The sequence below is a fragment of the Pseudomonas sp. H11T01 genome, assembly GCF_048515765.1.
Classification (GTDB): domain Bacteria; phylum Pseudomonadota; class Gammaproteobacteria; order Pseudomonadales; family Pseudomonadaceae; genus Aquipseudomonas.
In genome coordinates, this window is record NZ_JBLYED010000004.1 from 206374 (window position 1) to 227552 (window position 21179).

Below are 21179 nucleotides of genomic sequence, written 5' to 3' on the forward strand. Positions count from 1 at the left end.
TCGCGACTAATCGTAATACCCCACCGTTTTTTTCAACCGATCCGAATACTCGTAGATTTCATCGATGGAGCTAATCGGATGCCGGGTTTCAACCTTTTCTTCGTCAAAGATCCCGATGTACTTCTGTGTCCGGTTGAAGTGCAGGCGGCAAATCGGTTTGCGGTTGTTGTCATCGAGCAAGATGCCGAAATAGCTTTGTGTGTCTCGCTGCACGATTCGCTTGGCATCAACGACTGAACGGACCACCGCGCGGACAATGTGATAACCCTCCAATTCTTCCAGAGTGGTCAGGACCTTGTCCTCAGACTCGCCACGCGCCTCTGCTTCTGAGGCGCCTCCTCCAGAAACGGGAAGTGAAGACAACGTAGGTTGAAGGACGCCACTCATGGCTGACTTCAGACGGTCATTGATTTGGTCATTGAGAAACTGGCCGATCGCTTTTCTGGTCAGTTCCTGGAACTGCTCTCGGACTTTCTGGGTGATAACGCCGTCGTACACCCGTGAAGCGAAGACTTTGACAAAATCGTCGTCAGGTTTGCTGACTTGAGAGGCAATCACCTTTTTGATCTGGCTGACGTATTTCAATTCACCTGCCGCGTTGATGATCGAATCCACGTCGAACGCAGACTTGGTCAGTTTCGTCAGCTCGGGGACGGAGTATTCATCAATGTCGAGGAGGTCGAGTTCCAGAAAGGGTTTCTCGTCCATTTTGTTGGGTGCGTCCAGGTCGGTGAAGAATTTGTAGACCTGGCCATTGGTGAGAATAGAGATTCTGGCGCTGGTAACGTGGAAGTAACGGAACAGCTGCGAGGCGTGATTGATATGCAGCGGCTCACCAATTTTCTTGCACTCGATCAGGATCTGGACCTCCCCTTCCTTCATGATCGCGTAGTCGATTTTCTCTCCCTTCTTTGTTCCCACATCACAGACGAACTCCGGGGTTACCTCCGTCGGGTCGAAGACGTCGTAGCCCAATACCGTGCTGATAAAAGGCATGACAAACGCATTTTTAGTCGCTTCTTCCGTCTGGATCGCAGCCGCTTGCAGACGTACCTTGGCGGCGAGACTTGCTAGCTTTTCGAAGAATTCCATGAGTGGCCTCTTACCTGTTCCGATCCGTGTATGAGCATGCCGGCAAATTGACTGCCCTTGATACTAGACACAAACCGGTACAAAGAAAGAATCCGGCGAAAGATAGGAATAGAAGAAGAGAATTCCCACGATTTTCTTCGTGATGGTGAGGCTCAACAGCGGACGCTGGGCGTCCAGGACTGCATTCCTTTGCTGCGCGTGGGAACGATCAGCGGTGCTGTCTTTCGCGCCAAATTTCCTTGAATGTCGATGTGTACGCAGAATTTTCATGGAACCGCCGCTGTCTGAATTTCAGGTGCATCCCAATAAGGAACACGGCCATGAAATTCGCGAAATTCTCTCAAACGCTGGCGTTGTGGGCGGGCAGTCCAAAGACGTTTTTGGGGGCCATCACGTTGATTTTTATCTGGGGGCTCAGCGGGCCGTTTTTCCACTTCAACGACACATGGCAGCTGATCATCAATACCTCGACCACCATCATCACCTTCCTGATGGTGTTCCTGATTCAGAACACGCAGAACCGCGATACCGATATCTTGCATCTGAAGATCGATGAGTTGCTGCGAGCCACCAAGGAAGCGCATAACGCAATGCTGGGCCTGGACGGACTGGACCTCAAGCAATTGGAGGCGCTCAGAAAGCAATACAGCAAACTGGGGGAAGGCGAGACGATTTCGGTGGATGGCACCACACCCGAAGAAACCCAAAAGCAGGATTTGAATCAGTGCTGATCAGCTGCCCGCGGATGACGTTCGGTCAACCGCGGTGCTCTTTTATCAGCCGTCCATCCGGACGGGCTAACGGCTGGCCTGCAACGCCCTGGCCATTTGCAGATGGTTTTCGAGTTTGGGCAGGGTTTCTTCGGCGAAGGCTTTTAGTTCGGGAACCTCAGAAGTCTGCGCTTGCTGTTGAATCTGTTTGATCGCCTCTTCAGTGGCTTTGACCTGGCTGGCGGCATAGGCCGCGTCAAAGGCGTCGCCGTCCTGTACGGGCGGCATCAGAGTCTTGGCCTTGCTCACTACCTCTTCTCTGTCGGCGACCGGCAACTCGAGTTTCCTGGCGATTTTGGCCAGATGCTGGTTGGCCGTGGTGCGGTCATTGATGACCTGAATCGTGTAGTCCTTGACCTCTTGGGAAGCCGTTTTCTGATGGGCCAGACGGCTGGCTTCGATGTCGGCGATGCCTTGGGCTGAGGCCTCGTTAATGAATTCGACAGGCGATTGTGCAAAGGCACTGCTGGCGCCAAGACCCAGCAGCACTGCGAAACTGGCGGTGCGTAATCGGGTGGCTATCCGGCTCATATTTCGTGCCCTCCTTAAAATGGCAATTCAAGCGGGAGCTTGCGCTCCCGCCTCTCAATCACTGACTAGCTGCGGCCACTGCCAGGGCTGTGCTGGCCTCCTTTGCGACCGGCGTCGGCTTTGTCTTTATCGACAGTGGTGGTTTTCCCACCTTTACGGTCGGCTTCAGGGGCCTTGGTGCGGTCATTGGGGGTACGCCCCATGTTGGGGGTTTTTGAGGTAGGCATGATTCTCTTCCTCTTGGTGAATGATTGCGGCGAGCGATGCCCGCATAGAATCTGAATTTTTACGGCCGCAAAGGTTTAGAAAAGTTGCGCCTGTCGCGACGAACGGTATCGGTGAAAATGCGAAAGCCCGATCAGTGATCGGGCTTTCGCGTTGAACGGCTCCAGTCTTGGGCGCTGTCAGTTCAATGAACTCGGGCGTGTGTTCGCTGCGCTCGCTTGACCGCATACATCGCTTCATCGGCATGTTTGAACAGCTGCTGTTCTTCAGTGCCGTGTTCGGGATAGAGCCCGATTCCGATGCTTGGCAGGATGCTCAGGCTGTGGCCGTCCAGCCGCAGCGGCTGACTAAGGACGTAACGGATTTTATCGGCCACAGTAGTGGCGTCTTCCGACGCCTGAATGCTGTCGAGCAGGACCACAAACTCATCTCCACCGATACGCGCCACGGTGTCGGTTTCGCGCACACAGCCTTTGAGCCGATTGGCGACGGCTTGCAGCAGCAGGTCGCCGACCCCATAGCCATAAGTGTCGTTGACCTGCTTGAACTGGTCGAGGTCGACATACAGTAGCGCCAAATGCCCGGACTCTTTGCTGACCCGCGTCAGAGCCGCGTTCACGCGTTCGTGGAGCAGTTCCCGATTGGGCAGATGGGTCAACTGGTCGTACTGCGCCATGTACTGCAACCGGGCATGCAATTGCTTGCGCTCGATGGCCGCCGCGACCTGCGCGCAGACGTATTGCAGCAGCTCTTTGTCTTGCTCGGTGTAACGTTCGCCACCCGGTGTGCTTTTGACGATCAGCGCACCGATGGTGCCCTTCTTTGAGCTGAGCGGCACCCCAAGCCAGCAAGGGGAGTTCTGCCCCTTGATGAGGTCGAAAAGTTCAGGCATCGGGCTATAGTTGTCGGGGGTCAGCAGGATCGGCTGGCCGCTGCGAATCACCTCGGCGCACAGGCTGCCAGTCGCGGTACCCGCAGGCTCCGGACCTGGCTCGTGGTCGTCAACATGATAGGGAAAACTGATTTGCCCGCACTGTTCGTCGTACAGCGCCACGGAGAAATTCAACGCCGGTAGCCATTCGCCGATAATCCGGTGGATACGCCCGAACAGGGCCAGCAAATCCTCGGCGGCATGGGCCGCTTCCGAGATCGCATAGAGTGCTGCCTGCTTGGACTCGGCCTGTTTGCGCTCGGTGATGTCATGGGCCACGGCGATGCGCAGCTGATCGACCTCTGACCAGCGCGCCGACCACATGATGTGCGCCACTTGCCCATCCTTGCGCAGATAGCGGTTCTCGAAGTTCGGCTTGGGTTGGCCGTCCATGATTTCCCGGGCAGCCTGCAGGGTCCGGGCACGATCGGCGGGATGGACCATTTCGATCATCGGCTGGCCAATCAACTCCTCCGGTGTATAGCCAAAAATGCGCTCGCAGGCGGCGCTGACAAACACGAAACGGCCCTGGGCATCGACCGCACACACGACATCCAATAAAAGGTCGATGTAGCTCGCCAGCGGCGTGGAGTTCTTGGTTGCCATCAGGAATCGATACTGTCCGTAAAAATAAAACGCTGGGTATCAATCCATCGATCCGATCAACGGTTTTCGCCGATGACCTGTTTTAGCTGCCGCCGCCTTGCGATCAGCCTTAAACCTTGTTTGCCAACAGCCCCGGCACCGCATGCAGCAAGGCATTGACGGCAAAGCCGATGAACATCACCCCGCAAATACGGGTGATCGCCAGCTCATGCCGTTGGTACACCGTGCGCACCCGCTGCGCGCCGACCACTGCGATGAGAATAGCGTATGCGGCGATCCCCCCAACAAAACTCAAAAAGATCAGCCAAGGCAGCATCGACCAGTGCAACAACTCCGCACGGCTGGAGAGCAACGCCGTGAAGGTCGCCACCGCCACTGGATAGGCTTTGGGGTTGGTCAGGCCAAACATGATCCCGTGCCAGAACGGTTGCCGCGCCGGGCCTTGAGGTGTTTCAGAGCTGCTGCGACGGGCGCGAATGGCCCGCGCGCCAAGCCAAAAGAGATAGAGCCCGCTGAGCACGCCCAGTACATCAAACGCCGTGCTGCCGATTTCCCGCGCACCGACGATGGCGATCAGCGCGGTGCTGCACCAGACCACATCACCCAGCAGATGCCCACAGAGAAAACCCGCGCCAGCACGACGCCCCCGAGCCGCACCGATACCGAATACCGCCAGCACTCCCGGCCCCGGGGTGATGCCATAAATGAAACCTGAGGCAAGTACGGCCAGGAGCAGCGAGGGTGTCATCGAGGGTTCTCATCAAGAGCCATGCCCCAAGTGGCGGGCGAATGGGGCGGATTCTATCGCAAGCCCAGTGGGTTGCGGGATACCGTCCGGATATCCGGGTCGGGATCAAGAAAATAGATGCCCACGATATTTAAGACGAATGATCGTTCCCACTCCGCGTGGGAACGATCAAATGGTTCGGGCCGCGTTCGGACGATATTTTAGGGCCTTCAATCCCCCTGAAGCTTATCCAGTGTGCGCAGTTTCTGTGGCAAGCCCCACAACAGCAGCGCGGCGGCGATCAGTGCGGCGACGCCGATGACGTATAACGCGGGGGTGGTGCTGCCGGTCAGGTCCTTGATCCGACCGACCATGACCGGGCTGACGATGCCGCCGAACTGTCCCAGGGTGTTGATCACCGCAATCCCACCCGCGGCGCCGGCGCCTGCACCGGCCAGTAGTTTCGGCGGCAGGGTCCAGAAAGTTGGGATCGAAGCGATGATGCCCGCGCCCAATAAACCCAGGGCGACAATCAGGAACGTGGTGTGGTCGGCAAAGATCCCGGCACAGAAGAACCCCACCGCACCCAGCGCGACCAACCCACTGACGAACTTGCGCCGTTCGCCGGTGGCGTCCGACAAGCGGCCGATCACGACCATGCTGATGGCACCACAGACATACGGGATGGCCGTCAGCAAACCGATCATCACCGGGCTCTGGGTGCCGGCGCTGCGGATCAGTTGCGGCGCCCAGAAGTTCAGGCCATAGGACGCGACCTGGATCAGGAAGTAGATCAGGCCCAGGGTCAGAAAGCCTGGAATGCGCAACGCCGCCAGCAATGAACTGCCGCCCTTATGCGGCTCATGTTGGGCAACGCGGCTCGATAGAAAGGTTTTCTCCGCTGGGGTCAGCCAATGCGCATCTTCGATGCGGTCCTTGAGCAGGGTCAGCACCATGAAACCCAAGCCGATGCACGGCAAACCACCGAGCAGGAACAACCAGTGCCAGCCGCGCATCTGCATGACGCCGTCCAGATGCTCCAGCACCAGGCCGGAAAACGGCGCCCCCACCAGCCCGGCAAACGCCGAGGCCAGAAACAGCATCGATGTGATGCGTCCGCGAAAGTGCTGCGGAAACCACAGCGTCAGGTAATACAGCACGCCAGGCGCGAAGCCCGCCTCCATCGCACCGATGACGAAGCGCAGGCTATAGAACTGCCATTCGCTGTTGACGAAGACCATGGCTGCAGTGGCCAGGCCCCAGGACATCATGATCCGGGCGATCCAGCGTCGGGCGCCGATCTTGTAGAGCATCATGTTGCTCGGTACTTCGAAGATCACGTAGCCGACCACAAACAGCCCGGCGCCCAAACCGTAAGCGGTGTCGCTCAGGCTCAGATCGGTCTGCAATTGGAACTTGGCGAAGCTGATGTTGATGCGGTCGAAAAACGCAAACAGGTAGCAGACCATGATCAACGGCATTAGTCGCCAGGCGACTTTGCTGACCAGGGCTTTTTCGGCGTCAACCATTGCGGCCGGGCTCGCGCCCGCCTCCAGGACATTAAGGCTCATTGTGTTTCTCCAGGCGGACTTCCCGTAGGTGTCCGATTGTTTTTGTTGTCTGGTTGAGGTGCTAAAGCGTTGCCAGGGTGTCCGGCGCCGGATGCAGGTCGCAGTTGCGTCCGGCCTTGGCCACCTGGCCCGGTAGTTCATGGCCCAACAGCGCGGGCAATCCTCGGGACAATCGCAGCAGCAACGGCAGATCGATACCGGTATGAATGCCTATTTCATCGCACAGGTTGACCAGATCCTCGGTACAGATATTCCCCGAAGCGCCCGGCGCAAACGGACAACCACCGAGCCCGCCCAACGCCGCATCGAAACGCCGTGCGCCCGCCTCGTAGGCTGCCAGCACGTTGCATAATCCGAGGCCGCGGGTGTTATGAAAATGCAGGGTCAGATCGGCCGCGGGCACGCGCTGCAATACCCGCCGAACCAGTCGATCAACCTGTCGCGGATTGGCCATGCCGGTGGTGTCGGCAAGGGTGATGCCCTGCATGCCAAGTTCCAGATAGGCATCGACAATCTGCAGCACACGGTCTTCATCGATATTGCCTTCGAACGGGCACCCGAAGGTGGTGGCGATGCTCGCGTTGAGCCTCACCGATGAGCCGCCGACAAACTCGACCACATCGCCGAACGCCGCCAACGAGCGCTCGCAACTCATGCGCATGTTCGCCAGGTTATGAGTCTGGCTGGCGGACATCACCAGATTCAGCTCATCCGCCGCAGACTCCAGCGCTCGTTGCGCGCCTTTGAGGTTGGGGATCAGCGCCACGTAGATCACACCCGGCTGCCGGGCAATGCCCTGGAACACTTGCTCGCCATCGCGCAGGGCCGGAATCGCTTTGGGCGAGACAAATGAGCCCGCTTCGATCCGGCTGAAACCGGCCAGCGACAGCTGATTGATCAGCGCAATTTTGTCGGCAGTTTCGACCCAGGTCGGCTCGATCTGCAAGCCGTCGCGCGGGGAGACTTCCTGAACGATCAGAGTCTCGGAAAAGTCGCGGATCATTGCACCACCCCTTTGGCTTTCAGCCGTTCTATGTCCTGGCCGGTGAGGCCCAGCTCAGCCAGAATTCCATCGGTGTGCTGACCCAAAGTCGGTCCCGACCAGTTTACGCCGCCCGGCGTCTCGGACAGTTTCGGCACGATACCGGGCATCTTCACCTTCACGCCTCCGGGCAGTTCAGCGCTGAGCAGCATGTCCCGCGCCTGGTAGTGCGGGTCGGCAACGATGTCGGCCGCCGAGTAGATGCGTCCGGCGGGGACTTCGGCGTCCTGCAAGGTGGCCAGCACCTGCTCGATCGGCAAACTGCTGGTCCAGTGGGTGATCGCCGCGTCGAGTAATCCACTCTTGGCGGCGCGGCCATCGTTGTGGGCGAATTCTGGTGCTTCGGCCAGGTCGACACGGCCGATGACTTCCATCAGACGCTTGTAGATCGGGTCGCTATTGCCGGCAATCACCACGTACGCGCCATCGGCGGTCAGGTAGGTGTTGGACGGCGCAATACCCGGCAAGGCACCGCCGCTGCGCTCACGGACATGGCCAAGCATGTCGTATTCCGGCACCAGGCTTTCCATCAGGTTGAACACACTTTCGGCCAGGGATACGTCGACCACCTGCCCTTCGCCCTGCCCGGTCTTGACCCGCAGCAAGGACATCAAGGCGCCGATCACCGCATGCAGGGACGCCAGCGAATCACCGAGACTGACACCGACCCTCGCCGGTGGCGAACCCGGTGTACCGGTGGTGTAGCGAATGCCGCCCATGGCCTCACCGATCGCACCAAAACCGGGGCGGTCGCGATACGGGCCGGTCTGGCCGTAACCGGAAATACGCACCAGCGTCAGGTTGGGATTGAGGGCATGCAACACGTCCCAGCCCAGCCCGAGTTTTTCCAGGGCACCGGGGCGCAGGTTTTCGATCAATACGTCGGCGCTGCTGGCGAGTTGCTTGACCAGTTCAATGCCTTCGGAGGATTTCAAATTCAAGGCCAAGGACTTTTTGTTCCGCGATTGCAGGTACCACCACAGGGACGTACCTTCATGCAGCTTTCGCCACTTGCGAAGCGGGTCGCCCTGGCCGATGGCTTCGATCTTGATCACCTCGGCACCGAACTCGGCCAGCACGCGGGCGGCGAATGGTGCGGCAATCAGTGTGCCGATCTCGATTACCTTGATGCCACTCAGAGGGGCAGTCATTACGGGGTACCTCTTGTTCTTGGAATATGCGCCAAGGCTAGAGGACCGATGCCACTGGAATCCAACCTTCAGTTGGCAACGAGCGTTCGCGAAACGCGAAGGGTCTGCGGGAGAATTACCGCGACCTCAGGAATGCCATCGCGAGCAGGCTCGCTCCCACATTAAATCTGCGGCGGATACAAAATTGATGCTCTGACCCGGTCCCCTGTGGGAGCGAGCTTGCTCGCGATGGGGCCGGAGCAGCCAACAAAGATGTCAAACCGGCCCGCGCAAATACTCAAACAACATCTGGCTTACCGGCGACAGCGCCGCCTCATCGCGCACCACCAGAATCAGCATGCGTTCGGACCAGTCGTCACTGAGCGGCACCGCGTGCAAACCCAGCGCCCGACCAAACAGTTCATAGGCCCGTTGCGGCAGGATGCCGATGCCCATGTTGGCCTGGACCATGCGGCACATGGCGTCAAACCCCGGCACATGAATCCGCAGGCGCAGCACCTTGCCCGCCTTGCGCGCGGCGGCATGGGTACGCATGTTGATCGAACTGGCGGAGTGTAGGCCGACGTAATCGCTGTCCAGCGTGTCGGCAAACGCCAGTTCGTGCTCAATGGCCAATGGATGATCCAGACGCATCAGCACCACCAGTTTGTCGCGCCGGTAAGGCACGCTGTGCAGCCCTTTGATATCGCTGTCACTGGAACAGATACCAAAGTCCGCCACACCATCCAGTACCCCCTGAATCACCCCATTGCTGGGGCGTTCTTCAAGGTCGGTTTTGACTTGTGGGTGACGTTCGGAAAAATCCCGCAGGTCTTCAGGCAGGAACTGGATGATCGCCGAGAGATTGGCCAGCATCCGCACATACCCGCGCACGCCGTCGCTGTGTTCGCCGAGTTCAAGGCCCATTTTTTCGACGTTGAACAACATCTGCCGCGCGTGGTGCAGCAAGGTTTCGCCGGCAGGCGTCAGGGTCATGCCCTTGGCCTGGCGCACGAACAGACTGATGCCCAGCGCCTCCTCCAGCTCCATCAATCGCTTGCTCGCCGCCGACACCGCAATCGCCTCACGGGCCGCGGCGCGGGTCAGCGTGCCCTCCTCATGGACGGCCACGAACAATTGCAACGTGATCAGATCCAGACGACGTATCAGGCTTTTTTGCAGCATCAAAGGCTCGGTGATATCAGCTCAGTCGCAGACCCTAGCATATCGCCCTTTTAGCCTGGCCAAGCAATCGGAATAATCGCCTGGAATCACAAGCAACGCACAAGTGGGTCCCCCCAAGGGACTGACAACGATCAGAACATTCTGTGAACTGCAGGTGGTTTGCTACAGAATCACGGCCGGGATATGCGCCACTGAAAAGATAAGGAAATCAATGAAGAGCAGAACCACCTTACTCATCACCTGCTGCACGGTTTTTATGGCTCAGCTGGGGATGAGTATTTATTTGCCGGCGATGCCTGAGATCGCCCGCGACCTGTCCACCGACGCCTCACAGGTCTCATGGGGGATGGCGGCGTATCTGATCGGCATGGCGTTGCCCATGCTGTTCTGGGGCAGCCTTGGCGAACGCATCGGGCGCAAACCCGTGTTGCTCGCAGCGCTGGGTATTTATGCGTTGGGGAATATTGCCCTACCGGTCGGCACGACCATCGAGTCGTTTCTTGCGCTGCGTCTGGCCCAAGGCATTGGCGCCAGCGGCATTTCGGTCATGGCCCGGGTGCTGATACGCGACAGTTTCAGCGGCAATCTGTTGGCCAAGGCGCTCTCCTGGTTGTCGATTTCCTTTGTGATCGCGTTGGGCATCGGCCAGTACCTCGGCTCGCTATTGCAAGCAGCTTTTGGCTGGCAGGCGATCTTCCAGGTGCTGGGCGGCGCAAGTCTGCTGATGGCGTGGGTTGTGTCGCGAATTGCTTTTCCTGCGCTACCTGACCGAGCACATCAGCACTCCAGCTGGCACAGCTATACCCGCATTCTCTGCCATCGGGCTTTCCTGCTTCCGGCGTTTGTCGGCGGCCTCGGTTACGGGGTGATCATCGCTTTTAACACCTCAGCGCCGCTGATTCTGCAAGGACCCTTCAACTGGTCAGCCATTGAGTACGGGCTCTTGGGATGGCCGATCAGCGCCGCTTATTTTCTCGGTGCAGTGGCGGTCAATAAGTTCGTGCTGCACACCGGTCAACGGCGCTTGATGAGTTGGGGAGTGGCGCTGGTATTGGCCGGCAGTGCGACCATGCTTGTGGGTAGTCTGTTCGGCACCTCGCTGGCTGTGCTGTTCTGGCTGCCCTATTGTTTTTCCGTGTTCGGACAATCGCTGATTTACCCCGTCAGTCTGTCCCTGGCCAACGACGGCGCACCCGTCAGCGGTGCCTACGCCATGGCGTTGAGCGGCTTTATCCACCAACTCATGGCCGCCGTCATCGGTGGGATTGCCAGCCTGCTGGTGAGCCAACAGGCCTGGCCGTTGGCTCTGTTGTGCACGCTACTGGCCTTGGGCGCGATGTTCTGCGCGTTGTACATTGCGCAGCCGCGGCCCAACGAAAGAAGCGGCGGGGATCGACCGATCAGTCGAGGCGTATCTTGATCTGGCTCAAGTCCCGGTCGTGATAAAGTCTGCGCCCTGCACACCTTCAGCCTTGAGACGACGAACCGCGATGATGGATTTCCAGGAATTTGATGCCGAACTTGAAGACTGGAACGCGTTGCGCGCAACCACCTCGTTCACCAGCCTGTTGGTGGGTAACGGCGCCAGCCGCGCGGTGTGGGACGACTTCGGCTATGACTCGCTGTTCGAAAACGCCCGCACCGTTGAAGAAAAGCCCCTGAGCCAGTCCGAACTGAGCGTCTTCGAGGCCATGGGCACGCGGGTTTTCGAGCAAGTGCTGAGCGCGTTGAAAACCACCAGCCGGGTCAACAAGGCACTGGCCGTCAGCTCGGCCGCGCCGCGTAATCGCTACTACGCGATCAAGGAAGCGCTGATCAATACCGTGCATACGGTGCACATCCCTTGGCGCCTGGTGCAGGCATCAAGTCTGGCGAAGATCAATCAGGAACTGGGCAGCTACCCAACAGTGTTCACCACCAATTACGACCTGCTCAATTACTGGGCGATCCTGCATGACTCACAGGCCATTACTGACCTGTTCAATGGTGCTGATTCAAATTTCGACTTGAGCAAAACCCAAGCGGATAAGTCGCGCATTCTCTACCTGCACGGCGGCCTGCATCTGGTAAGAAATTCGGACGGCACCGCGCGCAAGCTGACCTCGACTGAAGGCACTTTGCTCGGCAGTTTCGCAATCAACAACACCATTAAGACCCTGGACGATGTGCCGCTGTTCATCAGCGAAGGCACGGCCCAGGACAAGCTCAAAACCATCCGCAGTTCGGATTATCTGTCCTTCTGCTACGAACAGCTGCTGACCCATGACGGCGCCCTGTGCATCTTCGGCCACAGCCTCGGCGAGCAAGACAGCCATATCGTCCACGCCCTGCGTCAGGCGAAACTCAAGACAATTGCTTTCTCAATCTACCCGCGCAACAAAGCGTTTATCCAGCATCAGAAGCGGCATTACACGAAGTTGTTTGAAGGGATGGATGTGACGTTGCGGTTTTTTGACTCGAAGAGCCATGGGTTGGGGAATCCAAAGCTTTCGGTGCCGGTCGAACGGTAAGTACGCCGATCGTTCCCACGCTCCCGCGTGGGAATGCCTCACTGGACGCTCTGCGTCCGCTCTTGTGACGCGGAGCGTCACGGGCTGCATTCCCACGCAGAGCGTGGGAATGATCAGATCACAGCACCGGCAAGGTCTTGTCCTTCACCACTTTGCTCGGTCCGTTGGACTTGACGCTGGCAATGCCTTTTTGCAGTGCCGCATCAGAGGAATAGGCTTCACTGCCACCGATGATCTGATGATTGGCAGCCTTTAGATTGAAGTACGGATGGCCATCCTTGGTGGTCTTTTTCTCGTAGCGTTCATCCAGCGGGCTATTGGCCTGAACCGAGGCGATGCCGCTCTCGGCAGCACTGCGGGTGGTGTACAGCTCGCTGGTGAGAATGGTTTCGGCGTTGGCCGCCTTGAGGACAAAGCGGAACTGACCCGTGCTGCTTTTGCTCAACTCGTACCATCCAGACATGGTGCTACTCCTGTCGCTTGATATGGCTTACTGCGCCATCAGAGTAAAGACCGTGGCCCGCGTTTAGCCAATATCGCGCGGATTTCCAGGAGAGTTTTGTCGCCTGATACATCGCATCGCGAGCAGGCTCGCTCCCACATTAGCTCTGTGTTATTCACACCATTGTGGAACGACGCAAATTCAATGTGGGAGCGAGCCTGCTCGCGATGAGGCTATCAAGGTCAACATAAAACCCAGCCTACTTCACCGCCGACCGCACCACACTCAATTCCGGCGCCCCTCCTCGCCGCTGGGTCAGATAGCGCGTGCAACTGACCCGCAGAAACGAGGCGAAATTCACCACTTCGCCACGGTAGTCCATCACCTCTTCATACAGCTTGGCGATCAGTTGATTGGTGGTCATGCCGTCGACCTCGGCGATCTCACTGAGGATGTCCCAGAACTGGTTCTCCAGGCGCAAAGTGGTCACCACCCCACAAATGCGCAGCGAGCGGGAGCGTGATTCGTAGAGAATCGGGTCAGCTTTGACGTAGAGCTCGCACATGGGAGGCCCCTCTTTTACAGCGTGATTTTGGTGCCCAGCAAACCGAGGAAACCCGCCAGCCAGCTTGGATGCGCCGGCCAAGCCGGAGCTGTCGCCAGATTGCCTTGAACGTGGCCTTCGGTCACCGGGATATCGATGAACGTACCGCCGGCCAGTCGCACTTCCGGGGCGCAGGCCGGGTAAGCGCTGCACTCGCGGCCTTCAAGAATACCCGCCGCCGCCAGCAATTGCGCACCATGACAGACCGCTGCAATCGGTTTGCCAGCCTTGTCGAAGGCTTGCACCAGTTGCAGGACTTTTTCGTTCAAGCGCAGGTATTCCGGGGCGCGGCCACCGGGCACCAGCAGCGCGTCGTAATCCGCCGCATCGACCTTGGCGAAGTCGAAGTTCAGCGCAAACAGGTGCCCCGGTTTTTCGCTGTAGGTCTGATCGCCTTCAAAATCGTGGATCGCGGTGCGTACGGTTTGTCCGGCGGTTTTATCCGGGCATACCGCATGCACGGTGTGGCCGACCATCAGCAGTGCCTGAAACGGCACCATCACTTCGTAGTCTTCGACGTAATCGCCAACCAGCATCAGAATTTTTTTAGCGGCCATGGGGATGACTCCTCTCGTAGATATACGTGGGCAACAAGAGTATTCAAGGTAGTCCTAATCCGCAGGGGTGGGTAATAACCAGCTACTACGGCGTTATCGTTCATCGCGAGCAGGCTCGCTCCCGCAGGGAACGCATTTCAATGTGGGAGCGAGCTTGCTCGCGAAGGCGTCCTCAAACTGTACGGATAACTCTGCGCCTAGCTGTAACACCGCAGCCTGCGCGGTTTATGGCTAGATGAAGGTTCTCCCGCCACCCTCGATTCTGGTTGCTGTTATGTCTTCTCGCGAAAACACCGGCATGGCCCTTGGCCTGCTCGGCGTCATCATCTTCAGCCTGACCCTGCCCTTCACACGGATCGTCGTGCAGGAAATCCACCCGCTGCTCAACGGCCTCGGTCGCGCGCTGTTTGCGGCGATTCCGGCAGCGCTGTTGTTGCTCTGGCGTCGGGAGAAATGGCCGACCTGGAAGCAGGTCAAAGGCCTGAGTCTGGTCATCGCCGGGGTGATTCTGGGGTTCCCGGTGCTTTCGGCCTGGGCGATGCAGACGTTGCCGGCGTCCCATGGCGCGCTGGTCAACGGTTTGCAGCCACTGTGCGTGGCGCTGTATGCCGCGTGGTTGTCCCATGAGCGACCGTCCAAAGCCTTCTGGGCCTGTGCGGCACTGGGCAGCGCACTGGTTTTGGCCTATGCCTTGATCAGCGGTGCAGGCAGTATTCAGGCGGGTGATTTGTTGATGCTTGGAGCCATTGCCGTTGGTGGTTTGGGTTATGCCGAAGGTGGCCGGTTGGCTAAGGAGATGGGCGGCTGGCAGGTGATTTGCTGGGCGCTGGTGCTGTCGACGCCGCTGCTGATCGGCCCGGTGACCTACCTGGCGCTGCAGCATCAGGGGGAAATTTCCAGCAAGACTTGGTGGGCGTTCGGTTATGTGTCGCTGTTCTCGCAATTCATCGGTTTCTTCGCCTGGTACGCCGGGCTGGCCATGGGCGGCATCGCCCGGGTCAGCCAGATCCAGTTGCTGCAAATATTCTTTACCATCGCCTTTTCGGCGCTGTTCTTCGGTGAACACATCGAACCGATCACATGGCTATTCGCCGCGGGTGTGATCGTCACGGTGATGCTCGGGCGCAAGACCAGTGTGCGCCCGGCGCAGCCAGGCACATTGCCATCAGGCATTCAGGTCAAGCCCATTAAATAAGAAGCCCGTCGGCTCGCAACAGCGTTTCCAGGCAATGCTCACTGATGTTGTAGAAAGCCTTCAATTCCTGAATCTTCACCAACAGCTGAGCCGGATCGACCGGCTCGGCGCGCTTGACCGCCAGAATCATTTTGTTCTTGTTGGTGTGCTCCAGCGAGATGAACTCGAACACCTTGGTCTCGTAACCGCAGGCTTCGAGGAACAGCGCTCGTAGGCTGTCGGTGACCATTTCCGCCTGCTGGCCCATGTGCAGGCCGTATTGCAGCATCGGCTTGAGCAGCGCCGGACTCTGGATTTGCAGGCGGATCTGCTTATGGCAGCACGGCGAACACATGATGATTGCTGCACCGGAGCGGATGCCCATGTGGATCGCGTAATCGGTGGCGATGTCACAAGCGTGCAGCGCGATCATCACGTCGATCGCGGTCGGGGCGAAGGTGCGAACGTCACCGTGCTGGAAGGTCAGCCCCGGATGCTCCAGCCGCGCTGCGGCGTTATTACACAAGGTCACCATGTCTTCGCGCAGCTCGACGCCGGTCACCAGCCCTTCGGCGTGCAAGGTGTTACGCAGGTAGTCATGGATGGCGAAGGTCAGGTAACCCTTGCCCGAACCGAAATCCGCGACCCGCACCGGCTGATCCAGCGCCAGCGGTGAGGACGTCAGGGCATGGCTGAAGACCTCGATGAACTTGTTGATCTGCTTCCACTTGCGCGACATCGCCGGAATCAGCTCGTGCTGCTTGTTGGTCACGCCCAGGTCGGCAAGGAACGGTCGGCTCAACTCCAGAAAGCGGTTCTTCTCGCGGTTGTGCTCAGCCGAAGGCACTTCGCGCTCCTGCTGGGCCTTGCCCTTGAACAGCGAACTTTTGCCCTTTTTGCTGTATTCGAGCTGCACTTCATCGGTCAGCGACAGGAGGTGCGCGTTCTTGAACGACTCGGGCAACAGGTCGGCAATCGCCGCCACACCGTCGGCCAGTGAGAAGTTCTTGGTGATGTCGCGGGTCTTGTAGCGATAGACGAAGGACAGGCACGGCTGCTCCTTCACGGTCAGTTGCTTGATGATTACCCGCTGCAGATCCGCTTCGTCACCAACGTACTTGGCCAATACCAGTTTGATGAAAGAGTTTTGCGCGAGGCTGGTGTCCAGCAGGTTCAGGAACTGCGCGTGATGATCCGGCGCGAGGCTGGCGGGAGTTGCGGTGACTGACATGTAAAAAAGTGCCTCGGGCGGTGCGGATCGGGAATGGCGGGTATTTTAGGGGGGATGGGGTTTGAGGGCACGGGGTTATTTGCCGGACGGTAGATCTTTGTCATTTTCAATGATCCTACCCCAACACCACCAACCGATTTGGCAATTCATTGCGCACATGGGTCACCGGCACGTGCACCTTGAGCAGTTCACCGCAGGCTTCAATACAGGTGATAAACCCCTGCAACGTCTGGCCCTGTTTCACCTGCTGGGTGAAGGTCGCGACGATGGCGTCCCAGGTTTTGTTATCCAGACGTTTGGAAATGCCCTCGTCCACCAGGATTTCCACATAACGCTCGGCCTCGCAGACAAAGATCAGCATCCCGGTGCTGCCGGCGGTGTGGTGCAGGTTTTGTTCGAGAAACTGCCTACGCGCCAGGTTCGAGGCGCGCCAATGACGAACCGAGCGCGGGATCAGGTGGGTGGTGATCTTCGGGATCCGGAACACCAGGCACAGCATGATAAAGCTGACCCATTGCATCAGCAGCAACGTATGCATGTTCATCCAGCCGGACAGGTAGTGCACAACGCCCGGCACGATCAACGCCAGCAGACTGGCCCAGAGCAGCGGGATATACGCATAGTCGTCGGCCCGGGCAGCGAGGACGGTGACCAGTTCGGCATCGGTGTATTGCTCGACCCGCGCAATCGCTTCGGCGACCTTGCGCTGTTCGTGTTCAGTCAGTAATGCCATGTCTTCGAATACTCACTCATTATTTTAGTTACCAGCCGCCAGACGATCCGCCGCCGCCAAAGCTACCACCGCCGCCACTGAAGCCTCCCCCACCGCCGGAACCGCCTCCAAAGCCGCCGCCTCCGAAACCGCCCGAGCCGCCCCGGCCACCGCCGCTGGGAAGAATGCCGAGCATCTGGCAGACGAAAATCGTCACGATAAACAGCAACACCAGAAAGATGAAAACACCCGGGTGGCTTTCGACGAAGTCGCCGCCGCGATCCCCTCCCGACCCAACGACATTGGCCGGCTCATTCAGCGGGTTACCGCCCAACACCACCAGCATGGCGGCAACACCATCGCTGATGCCCTTGCTGAAGTTCCCGGTTTTGAAGGCTGGCGTGATGACCTGATGGATGATCACCGAGGTTTGCGCATCGGTCAGGCGCTCTTCCAGACCGTAACCGACTTCGATACGCAGCTTGCGCTCATCCCGAGCGACGATTAGCAGTGCGCCATTGTTCTTGTCTTTCTGACCAATCCCCCAGTATCGCCCCAACTGATAACCGAAATCTTCGATGCTGGTGCCTTGCAGGTCAGGCAGGGTAACCACCACCACTTGCTCGCCAGTGGCCTGTTCGTGGGCTGTGAGCTGTTGCGTCAACTGCTCGCGCACGGACGGCTCGATCATTTGGGCGTTGTCCACCACCCTTCCGGTCAATGCCGGAAATTTCAGTTCGGCCTGGGCCGTGACTGCAAATACCCAGAGCAACAGCACCAGGCCAACTCTCAACACGCGCATTGGAACCTCATCCGTGGTAACGCCTGGCATGATCCCGGTGCCGCACTACCGACAACCGGGAACCCCGCGCAAATCAGAACTTTACTTGCGGCGCTTTATCAGCATCCGGGCTGGTCGCTTCAAAGTTCTCGCGGATCGGCAGATCGCTGTACATCACGGTGTGCCACAGACGACCGGGGAAGGTGCGGATCTCGGTGTTGTATTTCTGCACCGCGAGGATGAAATCACGACGCGCCACGCTGATTCGGTTCTCGGTGCCTTCAAGTTGCGATTGCAGGGCGAGGAAATTCTGGTTGGCTTTGAGGTCCGGATAGCGCTCGGAAACCACCATCAGACGGCTGAGGGCGCCGGTCAACTGGTCCTGAGCCTGCTGGAATTGCTTGAGTTTTTCCGGGTTGTCCAGGGTTCTAGCATCGACCTGGATCGAGGTGGCCTTGGCACGGGCTTCGACCACCGCTGTCAGGGTGTCCTCCTCGTGTTTGGCATAGCCCTTGACCGTTTCTACCAGGTTGGGGATTAAGTCAGCGCGGCGCTGGTACTGGTTCTGCACTTGCGACCAGGCAGCCTTGGCCTGTTCGTCGAGGGTCGGAATGGTGTTTATTCCGCACCCGGCGAGGAATGTGCTCATCAGCATCAATACCGTGATCTGCCAGCCCGAGCGATAGCGCTGTTGTACATTCATGTTGGTGACGCTCCCTTGTACAACCCTTATGGAATAGAACCGGTGACCCTTTAAATCGAGCTCTTGGGACATAATCTGCCGCCACCACTGGATTGCATCGAGCCAATCGGCTAAAAGATGCCCAGTGCGAAAACAACGCTCAGAAACATACGTTCAGAAGTGTGCTGCATTTAACCGAACAACAATAGTCGCTCCCTAAATTTTGGCTGACCGGCGTGTATCCACCGCCGTTTGGGCCTTTGAGAAAACTATTCATGAAGAAGCTGTGTTTGCTGGGCCTTGTCATGGGTCTGGCCAGTCACCCTGTCTTGGCCGACACAAAGTCGGCATCCATTCAGAACAAGGATGCTTTCGTCGCCAATCTGATGAAGCAGATGACCCTCGACGAAAAGATCGGCCAGTTGCGCCTGATCAGCATCGGGCCGGAAATGCCCCGCGAGATGATCCGCAAGGAAATCGCTGCCGGGCGCATTGGCGGTACGTTCAATTCGATTACCCGCCCGGAAAACCGTCCAATGCAGGACGCGGCCATGCGCAGTCGGTTGAAGATCCCGATGTTCTTCGCCTATGACGTGATTCACGGCCACCGGACCATTTTCCCCATCAGCCTGGCCCTGGCCTCGAGCTGGGACATGGACGCCATCAGCCTGACCGGGCGCATTGCCGCCAAAGAAGCCAGCGCCGACGGCCTCGACATCACGTTCGCACCGATGGTCGACATCTCCCGCGACCCGCGTTGGGGGCGCACTTCCGAAGGTTTCGGTGAAGACACTTATCTGGTCTCGCGCATCGCCAAAGTGATGGTCAAAGCCTTCCAGGGCGCTTCCCCGAGCGCTGCGGACAGCATCATGTCCAGCGTCAAACACTTTGCCTTGTACGGCGCGGTCGAGGGTGGTCGTGACTACAACGTCGTCGACATGAGCCCGGTCAAGATGTACCAGGACTACCTGCCACCTTACCGCGCGGCCATCGATGCCGGTGCCGGCGGAGTGATGGTTGCCCTGAACTCGATCAACGGCGTGCCGGCCACCGCCAATATGTGGCTGATGCAGGATTTGCTGCGCAAACAGTGGGGATTCAAGGGCCTGGCGGTCAGTGACCACGGGGCGATTTTCGAGCTGATCAAGCATGGCGTTGCCAAGGACGGTCGCGAAGCCGCGAAGCTGGCGATCAAGGCCGGCATCGACATGAGCATGAACGACACCTTGTATGGCAAGGAACTGCCGGGGTTGTTGAAATCCGGGGAGATAGCCCAGAGCGATATCGATAACGCGGTACGTGAAGTGTTGGGCGCCAAATACGACATGGGCCTGTTCAAAGACCCGTACCTGCGCATCGGCAAGGCCGAGGATGATCCGGTCGACACCAATGCCGAAAGCCGCCTGCACCGCAGCGAAGCCCGCGACGTGGCTCGCCGCAGCCTGGTGCTGCTGAAAAACCAGGGTGAAACCCTGCCGCTGAAAAAGACTGCCAAAATCGCACTGGTCGGCCCGCTGGCCAAAGCCCCGATCGACATGATGGGCAGTTGGGCGGCCGCAGGTAGACCGGCCCAGTCGGTCACCCTGTTCGATGGCATGACCCGCGCGCTCGGCGATCAGTCGACACTGATCTACGCCCGTGGCGCCAATATCACCTCCGACCCGAAAATCCTCGGTTACCTGAACTTCCTCAACTTCGATGCCCCGGAAGTGGTGGACGATCCGCGTCCGGCGGCCGAGATGATCGATGAAGCGGTCAAGGCCGCGCAGCAGGCAGATGTGGTCGTGGTGGCGGTCGGCGAGTCCCGCGGCATGTCCCACGAGTCCTCCAGCCGCACCGACCTGAACATCCCGGGCAACCAGCGCGAGCTGATCAAGGCCATCAAAGCCACCGGCAAACCGTTGGTGCTGGTGTTGATGAACGGCCGTCCGCTGTCGATTCTCGACGAGAAGGAACAGGCTGACGCGATCCTCGAAACCTGGTTCGCCGGCACCGAAGGTGGCAACGCGATTGCCGACGTGCTGTTCGGCGACTACAACCCGTCCGGCAAATTGCCAATCAGCATCCCGCGTTCAGTGGGGCAGATCCCGACTTACTACAACCACTTGAGCATTGGCCGTCCGTTTACCCCGGGCAAGCCAGGCAACTACACCTCACAGTACTTCGATGACACCACCGGTCCCCTGTACCCGTTCGGTTACGGCTTGAGCTACACCGATTTCAGCCTGTCCGACATGGCGTTGTCGGCCACCACCCTGAACAAAACCGGCAAGATCGAAGCCAGTGTGGTAGTGAAAAACACCGGCAAGCGTGATGGTGAAACCGTGGTGCAGTTGTATATCCAGGACGTCACCGGCTCCATGATTCGTCCGGTCAAGGAGCTGAAAAACTTCCAGAAAATCATGCTCAAGGCCGGCGAAGAGAAAGTCGTGCACTTCACCATCGAAGAGAACGACCTGAAGTTCTACAACACCCAGCTGAAATTCGCCGCGGAACCGGGCATGTTCAACGTGCAGATCGGCCTGGATTCCCAGGACGTGAAACAGCAGAGTTTTGAGTTGTTGTAAAAAGCGTTAACGGGCGAGCCCTGATACCCAACGCAAATCTAGTGTGGGAGCGGGCTTGCTCGCGATGACGATTTAACATTCAACAATGATGTTGACTGCCAGTGCGCTA

At 58.5% G+C, this 21179-nt stretch carries 22 protein-coding genes; 5 read left to right on the forward strand and 17 right to left on the reverse strand.

Annotation, left to right across the window (positions count from 1 at the left end):
- Nucleotides 1-6: 6 nt before the first annotated feature.
- Together ACN1C3_RS07190 and ACN1C3_RS07195 are read right to left on the reverse strand one after the other, a co-directional pair.
- Entirely contained in the window at nt 7-1092 is a 1086-nt protein-coding gene (locus tag ACN1C3_RS07190; protein ID WP_419115113.1) for a type I restriction endonuclease, read from the reverse strand.
- A 63-nt stretch (nt 1093-1155) separates the two neighbouring features.
- Nucleotides 1156-1362 carry a hypothetical protein gene (locus ACN1C3_RS07195; RefSeq protein ID WP_419115114.1) on the reverse strand — a complete coding sequence of 69 codons (207 nt, stop codon included), beginning with the start codon at nt 1360-1362 and terminating at the stop codon, nt 1156-1158.
- 50 nt (nt 1363-1412) lie between these two features.
- Between ACN1C3_RS07195 and ACN1C3_RS07200 the strand changes: the two genes are divergently transcribed.
- Nucleotides 1413-1823: a low affinity iron permease family protein gene (locus ACN1C3_RS07200; protein WP_419115115.1), complete on the forward strand. Its 411-nt coding sequence runs from the start codon at nt 1413-1415 to the stop codon at nt 1821-1823.
- Between the two features lie 66 nt (nt 1824-1889).
- Here ACN1C3_RS07200 and ACN1C3_RS07205 read toward each other — a convergent pair whose 3' ends face one another.
- The 8 genes from ACN1C3_RS07205 to ACN1C3_RS07240 form a co-directional block, all read right to left on the reverse strand.
- Nucleotides 1890-2393 (reverse strand): DUF4142 domain-containing protein, encoded by a 504-nt coding sequence (locus ACN1C3_RS07205; protein ID WP_419115116.1) that lies wholly within the window; start codon nt 2391-2393, stop codon nt 1890-1892.
- A gap of 65 nt (nt 2394-2458) precedes the next feature.
- On the reverse strand, nt 2459-2620 hold the full coding sequence (locus tag ACN1C3_RS07210) for a general stress protein (RefSeq protein WP_419115117.1): 162 nt from the start codon (nt 2618-2620) through the stop codon (nt 2459-2461).
- Between the two features lie 182 nt (nt 2621-2802).
- On the reverse strand, nt 2803-4155 hold the full coding sequence (locus ACN1C3_RS07215; protein WP_419115118.1) for a diguanylate cyclase domain-containing protein: 1353 nt from the start codon (nt 4153-4155) through the stop codon (nt 2803-2805).
- A 109-nt stretch (nt 4156-4264) separates the two neighbouring features.
- Entirely contained in the window at nt 4265-4903 is a 639-nt protein-coding gene (locus tag ACN1C3_RS07220) for a LysE family translocator (protein WP_419115119.1), read from the reverse strand.
- A 209-nt stretch (nt 4904-5112) separates the two neighbouring features.
- Complete coding sequence (locus tag ACN1C3_RS07225; RefSeq protein WP_419115120.1) at nt 5113-6453, reverse strand: MFS transporter; 1341 nt, start codon at nt 6451-6453, stop codon at nt 5113-5115.
- A gap of 61 nt (nt 6454-6514) precedes the next feature.
- A complete protein-coding gene (locus tag ACN1C3_RS07230; protein ID WP_419115121.1) occupies nt 6515-7456 on the reverse strand; it encodes a hydroxymethylglutaryl-CoA lyase in 942 nt (313 codons plus the stop codon).
- Nucleotides 7453-8646: a CaiB/BaiF CoA transferase family protein gene (locus ACN1C3_RS07235; protein WP_419115122.1), complete on the reverse strand. Its 1194-nt coding sequence runs from the start codon at nt 8644-8646 to the stop codon at nt 7453-7455. The genes ACN1C3_RS07230 and ACN1C3_RS07235 overlap by 4 nt, the downstream gene beginning before the upstream one ends.
- A 255-nt stretch (nt 8647-8901) precedes the next feature.
- Nucleotides 8902-9810, reverse strand: a complete 909-nt coding sequence (locus ACN1C3_RS07240; RefSeq protein ID WP_419115123.1) for a LysR family transcriptional regulator — start codon at nt 9808-9810, stop codon at nt 8902-8904.
- A gap of 211 nt (nt 9811-10021) precedes the next feature.
- Between ACN1C3_RS07240 and ACN1C3_RS07245 the strand changes: the two genes are divergently transcribed.
- Complete coding sequence (locus ACN1C3_RS07245) at nt 10022-11230, forward strand: multidrug effflux MFS transporter (protein WP_419115124.1); 1209 nt, start codon at nt 10022-10024, stop codon at nt 11228-11230.
- A 70-nt stretch (nt 11231-11300) separates the two neighbouring features.
- Entirely contained in the window at nt 11301-12320 is a 1020-nt protein-coding gene (locus tag ACN1C3_RS07250; RefSeq protein ID WP_419115125.1) for a DUF4917 family protein, read from the forward strand.
- 118 nt (nt 12321-12438) lie between these two features.
- Here the strand turns inward: ACN1C3_RS07250 and ACN1C3_RS07255 are convergent, their stop codons facing one another.
- The 3 genes from ACN1C3_RS07255 to ACN1C3_RS07265 all read right to left on the reverse strand — a co-directional run bounded on the left by ACN1C3_RS07255 (nt 12439) and on the right by ACN1C3_RS07265 (nt 13923).
- Nucleotides 12439-12783: a YegP family protein gene (locus ACN1C3_RS07255; RefSeq protein WP_419115126.1), complete on the reverse strand. Its 345-nt coding sequence runs from the start codon at nt 12781-12783 to the stop codon at nt 12439-12441.
- 238 nt (nt 12784-13021) lie between these two features.
- Complete coding sequence (locus ACN1C3_RS07260) at nt 13022-13327, reverse strand: ribbon-helix-helix domain-containing protein (protein ID WP_419115127.1); 306 nt, start codon at nt 13325-13327, stop codon at nt 13022-13024.
- A 14-nt stretch (nt 13328-13341) separates the two neighbouring features.
- Nucleotides 13342-13923 (reverse strand): DJ-1/PfpI family protein, encoded by a 582-nt coding sequence (locus ACN1C3_RS07265; RefSeq protein WP_123428182.1) that lies wholly within the window; start codon nt 13921-13923, stop codon nt 13342-13344.
- Between the two features lie 274 nt (nt 13924-14197).
- Here ACN1C3_RS07265 and ACN1C3_RS07270 point away from each other — a divergent pair, with 274 nt between their 5' ends.
- Nucleotides 14198-15118, forward strand: coding sequence for a DMT family transporter (locus ACN1C3_RS07270; RefSeq protein ID WP_419115128.1), 921 nt, complete (start codon nt 14198-14200; stop codon nt 15116-15118).
- On the opposite strand, the gene ACN1C3_RS07275 is transcribed toward ACN1C3_RS07270, so the two are convergent.
- The 4 genes from ACN1C3_RS07275 to ACN1C3_RS07290 all read right to left on the reverse strand — a co-directional run bounded on the left by ACN1C3_RS07275 (nt 15111) and on the right by ACN1C3_RS07290 (nt 18524).
- Nucleotides 15111-16328, reverse strand: coding sequence for a class I SAM-dependent methyltransferase (locus ACN1C3_RS07275; RefSeq protein ID WP_419115129.1), 1218 nt, complete (start codon nt 16326-16328; stop codon nt 15111-15113). The two genes, ACN1C3_RS07270 and ACN1C3_RS07275, sit on opposite strands and share 8 nt — an antisense overlap.
- 115 nt (nt 16329-16443) lie before the next feature.
- Nucleotides 16444-17061: a TPM domain-containing protein gene (locus ACN1C3_RS07280; protein WP_419115130.1), complete on the reverse strand. Its 618-nt coding sequence runs from the start codon at nt 17059-17061 to the stop codon at nt 16444-16446.
- A 28-nt stretch (nt 17062-17089) separates the two neighbouring features.
- Nucleotides 17090-17842 carry a TPM domain-containing protein gene (locus tag ACN1C3_RS07285; RefSeq protein ID WP_419115131.1) on the reverse strand — a complete coding sequence of 251 codons (753 nt, stop codon included), beginning with the start codon at nt 17840-17842 and terminating at the stop codon, nt 17090-17092.
- A gap of 73 nt (nt 17843-17915) precedes the next feature.
- Nucleotides 17916-18524: a LemA family protein gene (locus ACN1C3_RS07290; RefSeq protein ID WP_419115132.1), complete on the reverse strand. Its 609-nt coding sequence runs from the start codon at nt 18522-18524 to the stop codon at nt 17916-17918.
- A gap of 254 nt (nt 18525-18778) precedes the next feature.
- On the opposite strand from ACN1C3_RS07290, the gene bglX reads away from it, so the two are divergent.
- On the forward strand, nt 18779-21070 hold the full coding sequence (bglX, locus tag ACN1C3_RS07295) for a beta-glucosidase BglX (protein ID WP_419115133.1): 2292 nt from the start codon (nt 18779-18781) through the stop codon (nt 21068-21070).
- Nucleotides 21071-21179 lie beyond the last annotated feature (109 nt).